This window comes from Acidibrevibacterium sp., assembly GCF_049965395.1.
Lineage (GTDB): Bacteria > Pseudomonadota > Alphaproteobacteria > Acetobacterales > Acetobacteraceae > Acidibrevibacterium > Acidibrevibacterium fodinaquatile.
Window position 1 is genome coordinate 1 of record NZ_JBMFWJ010000016.1, and the last position, 11,677, is coordinate 11,677.

At 63.4% G+C, this 11,677-nt stretch carries 13 protein-coding genes and 1 tRNA gene; 7 read left to right on the forward strand and 7 right to left on the reverse strand.

Translation table 11 applies throughout. From position 1 onward, the window contains the following. Positions 1-134 precede the first annotated feature (134 nt). The 7 genes from ACP5M5_RS06855 to ACP5M5_RS06885 all read right to left on the reverse strand — a co-directional run bounded on the left by ACP5M5_RS06855 (position 135) and on the right by ACP5M5_RS06885 (position 5,995). Positions 135-211: transfer RNA gene (locus ACP5M5_RS06855), tRNA-Arg, on the reverse strand. An 85-nt stretch (positions 212-296) separates the two neighbouring features. Beyond that, on the reverse strand, positions 297-1,949 hold the full coding sequence (locus ACP5M5_RS06860) for a thiamine pyrophosphate-dependent enzyme (protein WP_427936367.1): 1,653 nt from the start codon (positions 1,947-1,949) through the stop codon (positions 297-299). A gap of 17 nt (positions 1,950-1,966) precedes the next feature. Beyond that, entirely contained in the window at positions 1,967-2,215 is a 249-nt protein-coding gene (locus tag ACP5M5_RS06865; RefSeq protein WP_131494299.1) for a twin-arginine translocase TatA/TatE family subunit, read from the reverse strand. Between the two features lie 210 nt (positions 2,216-2,425). Beyond that, the gene (locus ACP5M5_RS06870; protein WP_427936368.1) at positions 2,426-3,298 is read right to left on the reverse strand and encodes a TerC family protein; all 873 of its coding nucleotides are present in this window, start codon (positions 3,296-3,298) and stop codon (positions 2,426-2,428) included. After that, positions 3,276-4,196 carry a protease modulator HflC gene (gene hflC / locus ACP5M5_RS06875; protein WP_427936370.1) on the reverse strand — a complete coding sequence of 307 codons (921 nt, stop codon included), beginning with the start codon at positions 4,194-4,196 and terminating at the stop codon, positions 3,276-3,278. The genes ACP5M5_RS06870 and hflC overlap by 23 nt, the downstream gene beginning before the upstream one ends. Then, positions 4,193-5,317 (reverse strand): FtsH protease activity modulator HflK, encoded by a 1,125-nt coding sequence (gene hflK, locus ACP5M5_RS06880; RefSeq protein WP_427936372.1) that lies wholly within the window; start codon positions 5,315-5,317, stop codon positions 4,193-4,195. Before hflK ends, hflC begins: the two co-directional genes overlap by 4 nt. 12 nt (positions 5,318-5,329) lie before the next feature. After that, the gene (locus ACP5M5_RS06885) at positions 5,330-5,995 is read right to left on the reverse strand and encodes a sulfite exporter TauE/SafE family protein (protein ID WP_427936373.1); all 666 of its coding nucleotides are present in this window, start codon (positions 5,993-5,995) and stop codon (positions 5,330-5,332) included. A 238-nt stretch (positions 5,996-6,233) separates the two neighbouring features. On the opposite strand from ACP5M5_RS06885, the gene ACP5M5_RS06890 reads away from it, so the two are divergent. From ACP5M5_RS06890 to ACP5M5_RS06920, 7 genes are read left to right on the forward strand one after another with little or no spacing between them, the layout of a single operon-like run. Then, positions 6,234-6,455: a hypothetical protein gene (locus ACP5M5_RS06890; RefSeq protein ID WP_427936374.1), complete on the forward strand. Its 222-nt coding sequence runs from the start codon at positions 6,234-6,236 to the stop codon at positions 6,453-6,455. After that, the gene (gene ccoN / locus ACP5M5_RS06895) at positions 6,448-7,923 is read left to right on the forward strand and encodes a cytochrome-c oxidase, cbb3-type subunit I (protein ID WP_427936375.1); all 1,476 of its coding nucleotides are present in this window, start codon (positions 6,448-6,450) and stop codon (positions 7,921-7,923) included. Before ACP5M5_RS06890 ends, ccoN begins: the two co-directional genes overlap by 8 nt. 4 nt (positions 7,924-7,927) lie before the next feature. After that, complete coding sequence (gene ccoO / locus ACP5M5_RS06900; protein WP_427936377.1) at positions 7,928-8,647, forward strand: cytochrome-c oxidase, cbb3-type subunit II; 720 nt, start codon at positions 7,928-7,930, stop codon at positions 8,645-8,647. Positions 8,648-8,657: 10 nt separating this feature from the next. Next, positions 8,658-8,807, forward strand: coding sequence for a cbb3-type cytochrome oxidase subunit 3 (locus ACP5M5_RS06905; protein ID WP_427936379.1), 150 nt, complete (start codon positions 8,658-8,660; stop codon positions 8,805-8,807). An 11-nt stretch (positions 8,808-8,818) separates the two neighbouring features. Continuing rightward, complete coding sequence (gene ccoP / locus ACP5M5_RS06910) at positions 8,819-9,688, forward strand: cytochrome-c oxidase, cbb3-type subunit III (protein WP_427936381.1); 870 nt, start codon at positions 8,819-8,821, stop codon at positions 9,686-9,688. Positions 9,689-9,718: 30 nt separating this feature from the next. Further along, on the forward strand, positions 9,719-11,179 hold the full coding sequence (gene ccoG / locus ACP5M5_RS06915) for a cytochrome c oxidase accessory protein CcoG (protein ID WP_427936383.1): 1,461 nt from the start codon (positions 9,719-9,721) through the stop codon (positions 11,177-11,179). Further along, positions 11,176-11,676 (forward strand): FixH family protein, encoded by a 501-nt coding sequence (locus ACP5M5_RS06920; RefSeq protein ID WP_427936384.1) that lies wholly within the window; start codon positions 11,176-11,178, stop codon positions 11,674-11,676. Before ccoG ends, ACP5M5_RS06920 begins: the two co-directional genes overlap by 4 nt. The last annotated feature ends 1 nt before the right edge of the window (position 11,677 follow it).

Genomic DNA, 11,677 nt, shown 5'->3' on the forward strand with positions numbered 1-11,677 from the left:
CGCTCGCCCAGCGCGTGGAGGTCGCCGATGGCGAGGTCCGCATCATGGGATCGAAATCCGAACTGCTGCGCACTCTGGTCGCCGCGTCAGGCGGAAAACCCGGCGTAGCCGGTGTTCAGAGTTCTGTTCTGAAATGGCGCACCCGACACGATTCGAACGTGTGGCCTCCACCTTCGGAGGGTGGCGCTCTATCCAGCTGAGCTACGGGTGCCGCAATGTCGGATTACTCCCTGTGGCGCGTCCTGGTCAATGTTGCGGCGCGACGACGTGTGCCCCAACGGGATTATAGAGCGGGATCATGGCCAAGCGCGGCGCCAGGACTCCTCAAAGCCGCGCACCCGCGGCAGCAGAATGAGCGGCCAGGGGCTCGGCAGCTCGCCGAGGCGGACATGGATCAGCGCCGGAGCCTGGCGCGCCAGCGCGGCATCGAGTGCAACGCGCAGCGCCGCCGGCGTATCGGCGCGCCATGCCGCAAGGCCAAAGCTTTCCGCCATGCGCACAAAATCGGGGTTGTGGAGATCGCAAGCGATCAGCCGGTTGCCGTACTGCTCGGCCTGGATGCGGCGGACATTGCCGAAGGCGCCATCGTCGAACACCACCGCGACAACGGCGATGCCGTGCCGCATCGCGGTTGCCATTTCCCCGGCCTGATAGAGAAACCCGCCATCGCCGCTGAGCAGGACGACCGGGCGATCAGGCAGCGCCGCCTTGGCACCGAGCGCCGCGCCATAGCCCCAGCCGAGATTGTCCTGATAGCCCGGGGAAAGATAGCGCCTGGGCGCCGTGACCGGAAAGGCGAGCCGGCCGACGAAGCCCATTTGCGTCACATCCTCAACGACGATGCCGTCTGCCGGCAACGCCGCGCGAATGGCGCCGAGAAAATCCAGTTGCGGCGTAAGCTGCGCCAATTCGCCGGCAAACCAAGCCTGCGCCGCCGCGACATCGGCGCGGGCCGGGCGGGCGCGGCGCGGCAGGGCCTCGCGCAAGGCGGCAAGACCGAGAGCGGCATCGGCGAGGATCGCGACATCGGGGCGGCGATGGCGTTCGATCTCCTCGGCATCGACATCGAGGCGAATGAGTTTCAGCGCGGGATCACTCCCCCAAACCGAAAGCGGCACATGGAGCCGGGTGCCGACCGCGAGCACGGCATCCGCCTCGGCCCACAGACGATGCCCGACCGGCCAGGAGACCGCGAGCGGATGATCGCTCGGCAAGATGCCGCGGCCGCGGCGGAAACTCATCACCGGCGCCGCCAGCGCCTCGGCGAGCGCGCGGAGCGCCGGCGCGGCATCGAGCGCACCGCCGCCGACCACGATCAGCGGCCGCTCGGCGCGATCGAGCAGGGCGGCCGCCTTGGCCACCGCCTCGGGATCAGGGGCGAGCGGGGCGAGCGCAAGCGGCGCGACCGGCGCGACCGGCGCCTCGCGCCCCCAGACATCGATCGCGCATTCGAGCGCGACCGGCCGCGCCCGCCCGGCCTGCGCCTTCGCCAACGCCTCGGCGATCAGGCCGGGCGCTTCGCCAGGATGGGTGATACGAGCGGCGAATTTGGTGAGATGCCGAAGCAGGCCGAGCTGATCGGGCAGTTCGTGGAGATGGCCATAGCCGCGATCGATGGCGTTGTGCGGAATCTGCCCGGCCAGTGCCAGCACCGGCGCGCCGAGGCCATAAGCGTTGAGGAGGGCGGCACCGGCATTGAGAAGCCCCGGCCCCGGCACCACCGAGAAGGCTTGCGGCTGACCGGTTGCGAGCGCGGCGCCGAGCGCCATGTAGCCGGCAGCTTGTTCGTGGCGCGGGTGGATGACCCGGATACGATCGGCCGCCGCGTGCAGAGCATCGAACAGCGGATCGTTATGCACCCCCGGCAAGGCGTAAAGCGTCGTCAGACCATGCGCGAGCAAGGCGTCCACCGCTGCGGCGGCGGTGGTCATCCGGGGCGCGGCCCGCATGCGGGCCTCGGCGCCGGTCATCCCTGATGGGCGGCGCTTTGCTGCTTCTCTTTGGCGCCGGCCTTCACCCCGGGGCCGGCGATCGAGCCCGACGGGCGCTCTGCCGAGGCTTCCATGGAGGCATCGTCATCCTCCGCCATATTTTTCTTAAACGCTTTGATTCCCTTGGCGAAGTCCCCCATAAGGTGGCTCACCTTGCCAGTCCCGAACAGCAACAGGACGACCATCAAGACGATCAGCCAATGCCAGATGCTCAAGCTTCCCATGGCGTCTTAGCTCCGCAAAAACTTCGCCGCAAAGAAATGGACCGGCGCGGGCGTGGTTGCAAGCACCTTTCGCGACGCGCCCTCGGCACTGCCCAACGGATAGACGTTTTTTGGTTCTTTTTTTCAAAAAAGAACCCTTTTCATGCTCTCGTGCGCGGCGAGCCAGTGACGACGAGCCCCCATTCTGACCCGGCGCCGCGTCAGCCGACATTACCGGATCGGCGGGCCGGCGAGCAGCACGACACCGGCAAGCAGCGTCCCCGCTATCGCGAACAGGGCGAGAAAAACCGCAAGCTCGCGGCCAATTGCGAGCCGCACAAGATTGACCCGCGCCGGCACCGGCGCTGGGACCCTTGACGACGCGATCGGCGCGCGCGCGCGAGGCAACGCCATGGGCGCCGCCGATCTCGCCGCCGGGCCGGCATTGACGAAAGCGACATAGCCGGCCACGAGAAGCGGCACGATCAGCGGCAACGCCGGCGCTTGCGTCGCGATCCAGCCGGCGATCAGCGGATCGGCGAGCGCCATCCGCCCGGCGATTCCCCCAAGCAGCGCCGCCGCCAGTCGCCCAAGCCAAGGCTCGGCCGCGATCAGCCGGGTGAGCCACTGACTTGCGAACATCAGCGCGAGAATGCTGCCAGCAAGTCCCAGCGCGAGCGCGAGCGGATCGCCATCGGCGAGGCTCGCCAGCGCGACGACATTGTCGAGGCTGAGCAGCATGTCGGCGACGGCGAGCAACCATGCCGCGGCCAGCACCCCTTTCCCCGCCGCGCGCCAGGACAGCGGGAAGCGACCGAAAGCGCCGAGGCGGAGCGCGATCAGCGCGAGCAGCATCCCGCCGAGCAGCTTCATCGCCGGCTCTGCGAGCAGCACGCCCGCGACGGCAATCAGCACGAGCCGGAGCATGACCGCGCCGAGCGTTGCCGCCAGCAACACCCGCCCCCGGCGCCGCGCCGGCAAATCGCGGCACAAAAGCGCGATCACCAGCGCGTTATCCCCGGCGACCAGCGCATCGACGACGAAAATCGCAAGCGGCTTCGCGATCACCGCCGGCAGGACATCACCGCCCATGATCGCTGTCACCCGCCGCCTTGCCGCTCGCCGTCGCGACCGATGGCAGGGCTTCGTTGAAATAGCGAAGCAGCGCCGAATCGGGGGCGAGCATGATGGTCGGCGCGGCTTTTGCCATAGCGCCGCGATAGGTCTGCATCGCCCGGTAAAAGGCAAAAAATCGCGGATCGCTGCTTGCTGCCGCGGCGACCAGCCGATCGGCCTCGGCTTCGCCGGCGCTTCGTGTGATGCGCGCCGTGCGTTCCGCCTCGGCGAGCAGCACGGTCCGCTCGGCGTCGGCGCGCGCGGTGATTTCCTGGGCCCATTCAAAGCCTTGGGCGCGCAGCTCCTTGGCTTCGCGCTGGCGCTCGGAGGTCATCCGGTCATAGATCGCTTGGCTCGTCTCGAGCGGCAGATCGGCGCGGCGGATACGCACGTCAACCACGGTGAGGCCAAGCGGGCGGACATTCTCGGCGACCTCGCGGCGGATCGCGTCGATGATCGCGGCGCGTTCAGCGGAAAGCAGCGCCGGCAGCATGACGCGCCCGAGCACGCGGCGCAGCGAGGTGCCGACGATCTGGGTCAATTGCGCGCGGGCTTGCGCGAGACTTTGCACCGTTTCGGCGAAACGCGCCGGATCGGTGATGCGAAACAGCGTGTAGGTGTCGATCTCGACCCGCTTCTGATCGCCGAGGATGATCAATTCGGTCGGCGGCGCGAGCGCCTGCACGCGGCTGTCATAGAACGTGACGCTGTCGATGAACGGCCATTTCACGCCCAAGCCCGGCGCGGCATCGACGCTGACAAGCCGGCCGAAACGCTGCACCAGCGCCTGATGCGCTTGCGGCAGAGCAAAGCCGGCATCGGCGAGCGCAAGGCCGAGCCCAGCGATGACGGCGAGCAGCGTCAAGGCGCGCCGGCGCGGCGTCATCGCGGCGGCTCCGGCGCGGCTTGGGCGGTGAGCGGCGTTGCTGCCTCGGCCTTGGCAGCCGGCGGCATTTCGCCAAGTGGCAAATAGGGCACGACCGCGCCCACGCCGCTGCCGCCGGGATCGAGCACCACCCGCCCGGCATGGGAGAGCAGCGCATCCATGCTGTCGAGATAGAGCCTCCAGGAAAACACGTCCGGCGCGCGCAGATAAACCTCATGCGCAGCGCGATAGGCGCTCACCTCGCCTTCCGCGAGGGCGACGACTTGCTGGCGATAAGCCTCGGCGGCACGGGTGATGCGGGTCGCCTCGCCATGGGCACGCGGCAAGATATCGTTGCGATAGGCTTCCGCTTCGTTGCGCGCGCGCTGCTGATCGGCGCGGGCGCGCTGAACATCGTTGAAAGCATCAATCACTGCCTGCGGCGGATCGACGCGCTGCAGCTGGACCTGGATCACGAGAATGCCGGCGCCGTACTCATCGAGCAACGCCTGCTGCTCTGCCTGCGCCTCAAAGGCGATGCGCTGGCGCTCCTCGGAAAGCGCCGCCTGAATGGGATTGCGCCCGATCACCTCGCGGATCGCGGTCTCGGCGGTCATCCGCACCAGCGCCTCGGGGTCTTGGACGTTGAACAGATAAGCCCCGGTATCCTTGATCTTCCAACGCACGGAATAATCCGCCTCGACGATGTTCTCATCGCCGGTCAGCATGCGCATCCCGCGCGACCGGGGCGCGCCGCCAGGCGCCTCCTTCCCAACTTTTTCGCCGATGGGTGCGTCCCCGGTGCGTATCTCGTTGATGCTCATGACATGCGCAAACAGCACCGTCTCGATCGGCGGCGGGAGATGATAATGAAGCCCGGGCATCGTCGTCTCCCGCCAGCGCCCGAAGCGCAACACCATGCCCTGTTCATCCGGATCGACCTTGTAGATCCCGCCAGCCCCCCAGCCGAGCACAAGGCATGCGACGAGCGCGCCGATATGGCGGCGCGCAAACCGGCGACGTGCCAAACCGCCACCCGCGGCGGCAAAAAAAGCACCGGAACGGGCGAACCCGCTGTCGGCGTGGTGCGCGTCTTCCTGATCAGCGCGCGGCAGCGTCTGATACTCTCTCGCCTCGTTCACCGCGACACTCCTTCACGTCCACAGCCGCACGCCGCCGAGGATCAGCAGCAACAAGGCATTGGCCGCGAACATCACCGGGCTTGCGGCGCGCAACACGCTCTCCCAGGCACGCCCGGCGGCGCTACCCATGATCCCGACCACGATCAGCGCCGGCATGGTGCCAAGCCCGAAGATCGCCATCGCGAGAGCGCCGCGCCAGATCGCGCCACTCCCCGCCGCGACCGCGAGCGCGGCATAGAGAAAGCCGCACGGCAGGAAGCCGAGCGCCGCCCCCACGGCGAATTCACCAAAGCGTCCGCGTCGCGCGCTTGCGCGCCGCCAAAGCCAGGCGAGAACGCCGCGCGGCTGGGCGCTGCCCGCCCGGCCAGATCGCGGAAACCATTGCCGCACCGCTTGATCGGCGAACAGCAGCGCCGCCAGCACCAATGCGATCCCGCCGAGACGGGCAAGCCACGGTACCTGCGCGAGCGCGACCCCAACCGCTGCGACCAGCGCCCCGAGCAGCGCATAAACGCTGATCCGCCCAAGATGATAGGGCAGCACAAGCCCGGCCGCGATACGATGCCGCTCACAAAGACCCGTCGCCGGCACCCGGGCAAGCCGCCCCGCCACCTGTCCGAGCACGAATGGCCCACACATCGGCCCGCAATGGGCAACACTGCCGACCGCTCCCGCCATCAAGAGACCTGTTAAAACACCACCTTGTGCAAGTAAAACCAAGCCATCCGCCCTGCATAGCGGGGTAAAAATGGATAATAAGCCATTCATTTCTTAAAGATGACATAGATCATCGGCATCCGCCTTGATCTATGTCAATGCGGGGAATTGTTCTTTCACGATAAAGGCATTTCCCAATAGCAAAAGCGTCTTCCGCGCGCGGAACCGGCGGGTGAGGCAAAGGCAAGGAGATTCCTAAATGAATGGGGAAGAAAGCATCGGCGCGCTCGTGATCGGCGTGTTGATGGTGGTGTTTGCGCTGATCGGGCTCATGCTCGCCTCGCACGCGCTTGATATCGAAATGTCGATCTTTGGTTGGTCGCTCGCGGCGTTCTCTGTGATTTTCCTGTTCGGCCTGATCCGTCGCTATTTCGACGAGGAATCGGCGGCAAAGGCGAAAGGTGTGCGCCATCATGGTTGAAGCCACGGCACATCCGACGTCAAGTGTCGTCATCCACTATAATGACGACGTCGTCAAAAAATTCGTCATCGCCAGCATGGTCTGGGCGATCGTCGGCTTTCTCGCCGGGGTCTTTATCGCCGCCGAACTCGCTTGGCCATCACTCAATTTCTGGCCGCCCTATCTCAATTTCGGCCGCATCCGCCCGGTGCATACCTCGGCGGTGATTTTCGCCTTTGGCGGCTCTGCCCTGCTTGGCACGTCGTTTCATGTCGTGCAGCGCACCTGTCGCGCGCGTCTCTTCGGCGGCACCGCGCTCGCCAATTTCATTTTCTGGGGCTATCAGTTCTTCATTATCATGGCAGCGCTGAGCTATGTGCTCGGCTTCTCGAAAAGCCGCGAATATTCCGAACCTGAATGGCATCTCATCCTCTGGCTAGTGATCGTTTGGGTCGCCTATCTCGTGGCATTCACCGGCACCCTGCTCCGCCGCGAGGAGCCGCATATCTACGTCGCCAACTGGTTTTATCTCTCCTTTATCCTCACGGTCGCGATGCTCGTGATCGTCAATAATCTTGCTGTTCCTGTCTCGCTCTATGCCGCAAAGAGTTATTCTCTCTTTTCCGGCGCGCAGGATGCGATGGTGCAATGGTGGTACGGGCACGCCGCGGTGGGATTTTTCCTCACCGCCGGCTTTCTCGGCATGATGTATTATTTCATTCCGAAAGCCGCGAACCGGCCGATCTATTCCTATCGGCTCTCGATCGTGCATTTCTGGTCACTGATTTTCATCTATATCTGGGCGGGGCCGCACCATCTGCATTGGACCGCGCTGCCCGATTGGACACAGACCGTCGGCATGGCATTCTCGATCATGCTGTGGATGCCCTCTTGGGGCGGCATGATCAACGGCCTGATGACGCTTTCGGGTGCGTGGGACAAGCTGCGCAGCGATCCCGGCCTGCGCTTCTCGGTCACCGCCGTCGGCTTCTATGGGATGTCGACCTTCGAAGGCCCGGTGATGTCGGTCCGCACGGTGAATGCGCTCAGCCATTACACGGACTGGGGAATAGGCCATGTCCACTCCGGCTCGCTCGGCTGGGTTGCCATGATCACGTTCGGGGCGATCTATTACCTGGTTCCCAATCTCTGGGGGCGGAGGGGGCTTTATTCCAACCGGCTCGCCGCATGGCATTATTGGATATCGACGCTCGGTATCGTTCTTTACATCACCGCGATGTGGGTTGCTGGCATCATGGAAGGGCTGATGTGGCGGGCCTATGACGCGCAAGGCTTTCTGCAATACGCCTTCATCGACAGCATCAACGCGGTGCACCCGCTCTATATCATTCGCTGGTTCGGCGGTGTGTTTTTCCTGATCGGTGCCCTGATCATGGTCTATAATCTGGTCATGACGGTGCGGAGCTCGTGCACCGCGATGACACCATCACCTCTCGGCGGCCTTTCCCTCGCCGCTACCGGAGATTGACGCCATGCATTTTCGCCACGAAATCTTTGAAAAAAATGCCATCTATCTGCTGATCGCGTCTCTCATCGCTGTTGCGATCGGCGGGATGGTCGAGATCATTCCACAATTTTTCATCGAAAACACCATCGAGCCGGTCAAGGGTGTGCGTCCCTATTCACCGCTCGAACTCGCGGGGCGAAACATCTATGTCCGCGAGGGCTGCTATCTCTGCCACAGCCAAATGATCCGCGCCTTGCGTGACGAAATCGAACGCTACGGCCATTACAGCCTTGCCGCAGAAAGCATGTATGACCATCCGTTCCAATGGGGATCGAAACGCATCGGCCCCGATCTCGCGCGTGTCGGTGGCAAATACTCGAATGATTGGCATTATGCGCATCTTCGCGATCCGCAATCAGTGGTGCCGGAAAGCCTAATGCCGCATTATGCGTTTCTCGAAGAAACCCCCCTCTCTTACGACCGGATCGCCGATGATCTCCGCACCAATCGGGTCGTCGGTGTGCCGTATGATGCTGCCGACATCGCCAACGCGCAGGCGGATCTCGAGGCCCAGGCCGACCCCGACGCCGATCACGCGGCTCTCCTGAAACGCTATCCCAAAGCCGTCATCGTGACCAAGAACGGCCCGATGATCAGCGAAATGGATGCGCTCGTCGCCTATCTTCAGGTTCTCGGCACAATGATAGATTTCGCCGACACGAACGAAGAAAAGCTCGATCGCTGAGGAGATCGCCATGTCCGCCGAATTTCTGCACATGCTTCAGGGCTATTTGCTGCTCGCGGCCGTGGTGATCTTCACCGTGCTTTTAGCCGCCGTCTATTGGCCACGCAACAAGGCACGGATCGAACGACACGCCTTCATTCCTCTTGATGATGACCGCTGAGGAACGCCGCCATGCCGACCAAGATCGAAAAAGATGTCATCAGCGGCCGCGAAACCACTGGCCATGAATGGGATGGGATCCGCGAACTAAATACGCCGCTGCCGAAATGGTGGGTCTATGTCTATCTCGCGACCATCGTGTGGGCGATCGGGATGTTCATCCTTTACCCGGCGATCCCGCTCGGAACACGGGTGACGCCGGGCCTTCTCGGATTTTCCTCGCGCGCTCAAGCGATGGCGGGTTTTCAGGAGATGAATTCCCTGCATGCGGCACAAATGCAGGAAATCGGCCGGGCAAGTTTCGCCGAGATCAAGAAAAATCATGATCTCATGGAAGTGGCACTCACTGCCGGGCGAACCACCTTCGCCAATAATTGTCAGCCATGTCATGGTCCCGGGGGTGAAGGCCGGATCGGTTATCCGGCGCTCGATACCGATGTCTGGCGCTGGGGTGGCAGCCTCGAGGCGATCCAGCAGACCATCACGCACGGCATTCGTTCGAACGATCCTGAGGCCCGCAACAGCCAAATGCCGAATTTCGGTGGCGACAAGCTGCTGACGCCGACACAAATCGAAGACGTCGCTGACTATGTCATGACCCTCTATGGCAAGGCGAAACCCGGGGTCGATACCGCGGCCGGCGCCAAGCTGTTCGCCGACAATTGCGCCCCCTGCCACGGCGCCAAGGCGGAAGGCAATCGCGATGTCGGCGCGCCGCCGCTCGCCTCGCACGTGCATCTCTATGGCGACAGCCGCGCCGCCGTGGTGGCGCAGATCACCCATCCCCGCATGGGGGTGATGCCGAACTGGAACCAACGCCTGTCGCCAGCCATGATCAAGGCGGTTGCGCTTTATGTACACTCGCTCGGCGGCGGCGAATAGCGACACCGCGGGCACGGACGGAGAACTTTGATGAACGTCTCCCATCCCCGGCCAGAGGCCGAGATCGCACCGCCCTCCTCGCTTTATGCCAGTCGCGTGCGGGTCTATCCCAAGGCGGTTGATGGGCCGGTACGGCGTATCAAATGGCTGGTCCTCGCGCTTTGCCTTGCGATCTATTACGCCCTGCCTTGGCTCCGCTGGAATCGGGGGCCGAACGCGCCGCATCAGGCGGTGCTCCTCGATATGTGGAACGAGCGCTTCTATTTCTTCTCTGTTGAGCTCTGGCCACAAGACATCTGGTTTCTGGCCGGGCTTCTCGCGCTTGGTGCTGTAACGTTGTTTCTCATCACCAGTTTGTTCGGGCGGCTCTGGTGCGGCTATAGCTGTCCGCAGACGGTGTGGACCGATCTTTTTATGCTGGTCGAACGCAAGATCGAAGGTGATCGTAACGAACGCATCCGGCGCGATCGTGGCCCGCTGACATTCGACAAGGCCGGGCGGAAGATTGTTAAACACGTGGCGTGGCTCTTCATCGCGTTCTGGACCGGCGGCGCCTGGGTGATGTATTTCGTCGATGCGCCGACGGTGGTTCGTGAATTTTGGACCGGCCATGCGGCAACCAGTGTTTATGTCTTCACCTTTCTGCTGACCGCGATGACCTATCTCCTCGCCGGCTGGGCGCGTGAGCAGGTGTGCACCTATATGTGTCCATGGCCGCGCTTTCAGTCGGCAATGCTCGACGAAAATACGTTCATCGTTACTTACGAGGCCTGGCGCGGTGAGCCGCGCGGGCATGGCAAGCGCCTCGGCGGCCATGAGACAACTGCGCTTGGTGATTGCGTCGATTGCCAGGCCTGCGTTCATGTCTGCCCGACCGGCATCGACATCCGCGATGGCGTTCAGTTGGAATGCATCAGTTGCGGCCTGTGCATCGATGCCTGTAACCATGTCATGGCGAAAACCGGCAGCACACCTTGGCTCATCACCTGGGACACGCTCGCTCGGCAGGAGTCCAAGAAATCCGGTGTTAACCCCTCGCTCGGGCTCCTTCGCCCACGCACGCTGATTTATCTCGGCGTGTTGACGATCGGAGTGATCGTGCTCGCCAGCGGGCTCATGATGCGTGCGACCATTGGCCTTTCGGTCGCCCATGATCGCGCGCCGCTCTATGCCCGGCTCGAGGATGGCGGCCTTCGCAATGGCTACACGCTCGGCGTCATCAACAAAACCTTGCGGCCAGCGGAATTCGAGCTTCGCGTCGTCGGTCTTCCGGATGCAAAGCTCATTCTCTCTGAGATCAGCCCGGAAGCCAAACCCACCGCCCTGATTGCGATGCCCGCAGACTCGGTGCGCGATCTCCGGGTGCTGGTGCAGGCCAAGCCGGATCATTCGCAGGTTGGGAGAGAAAATTTTGATTTCGTTTTAAAAAATCGTGAAACCGGGGCAACCGCGATCTATCATGCCGTTTTCATGGAGCCGCACCAATCATGACGCGCGATGTCTGGGAAAATCGGGGCATGCTCGCCGAAACACGCTCACCCTGGCGATTTTATCCGCTCGCTTTCGCCGGCGCGATGTTTCTCGTCTTTCTCGTTAATGCCGGCATGGTATGGACAGCGCTCACCACCTTTCCCGGTGCCGCTGCGGAAAACGGCTTTGATGAAAGCAATGTCTATAACGCGGTGATGGCGGACGCGGCACGACAAAAGGCGCTCGGCTGGCGGGTCGGGGTGGCGATGCATAATGGCCGCGCCGAAATCGCACTCAGCGATCGCGCTGGGCACGCCTTGAGCGGCGCGACCGTTTCTGCCGAGGCATATCGCCCGCTCGGTCCGAAAAATACAACGGCGCTCAGTTTTCTTCCAGCCGGCGACGGGCATTATCTCGCCGGGTCGGAGTTTCCCGCCCCCGGCCAATGGGATATCGCGCTTCGCATCGCGCGCGGCGATCAGATGGTTCGTCTGACGCGTCGGCTCGTCGCGCCATAGG

What these genes read in the sequence shown, in the direction of transcription:
- ccoG (WP_427936383.1), top strand. Translation starts at nt 9,719, where the DNA reads ATGAACGTCTCCCATCCCCGGCCAGAGGCCGAGATCGCACCGCCCTCC.
- ACP5M5_RS06860 (WP_427936367.1), bottom strand. Translation starts at nt 1,949, where the DNA reads ATGCGGGCCGCGCCCCGGATGACCACCGCCGCCGCAGCGGTGGACGCC.
- ccoP (WP_427936381.1), top strand. Translation starts at nt 8,819, where the DNA reads ATGCCGACCAAGATCGAAAAAGATGTCATCAGCGGCCGCGAAACCACT.
- ccoO (WP_427936377.1), top strand. Translation starts at nt 7,928, where the DNA reads ATGCATTTTCGCCACGAAATCTTTGAAAAAAATGCCATCTATCTGCTG.
- ACP5M5_RS06890 (WP_427936374.1), top strand. Translation starts at nt 6,234, where the DNA reads ATGAATGGGGAAGAAAGCATCGGCGCGCTCGTGATCGGCGTGTTGATG.
- ACP5M5_RS06885 (WP_427936373.1), bottom strand. Translation starts at nt 5,995, where the DNA reads ATGGCGGGAGCGGTCGGCAGTGTTGCCCATTGCGGGCCGATGTGTGGG.
- ACP5M5_RS06905 (WP_427936379.1), top strand. Translation starts at nt 8,658, where the DNA reads ATGTCCGCCGAATTTCTGCACATGCTTCAGGGCTATTTGCTGCTCGCG.
- ACP5M5_RS06920 (WP_427936384.1), top strand. Translation starts at nt 11,176, where the DNA reads ATGACGCGCGATGTCTGGGAAAATCGGGGCATGCTCGCCGAAACACGC.
- hflC (WP_427936370.1), bottom strand. Translation starts at nt 4,196, where the DNA reads ATGACGCCGCGCCGGCGCGCCTTGACGCTGCTCGCCGTCATCGCTGGG.
- ccoN (WP_427936375.1), top strand. Translation starts at nt 6,448, where the DNA reads ATGGTTGAAGCCACGGCACATCCGACGTCAAGTGTCGTCATCCACTAT.
- ACP5M5_RS06865 (WP_131494299.1), bottom strand. Translation starts at nt 2,215, where the DNA reads ATGGGAAGCTTGAGCATCTGGCATTGGCTGATCGTCTTGATGGTCGTC.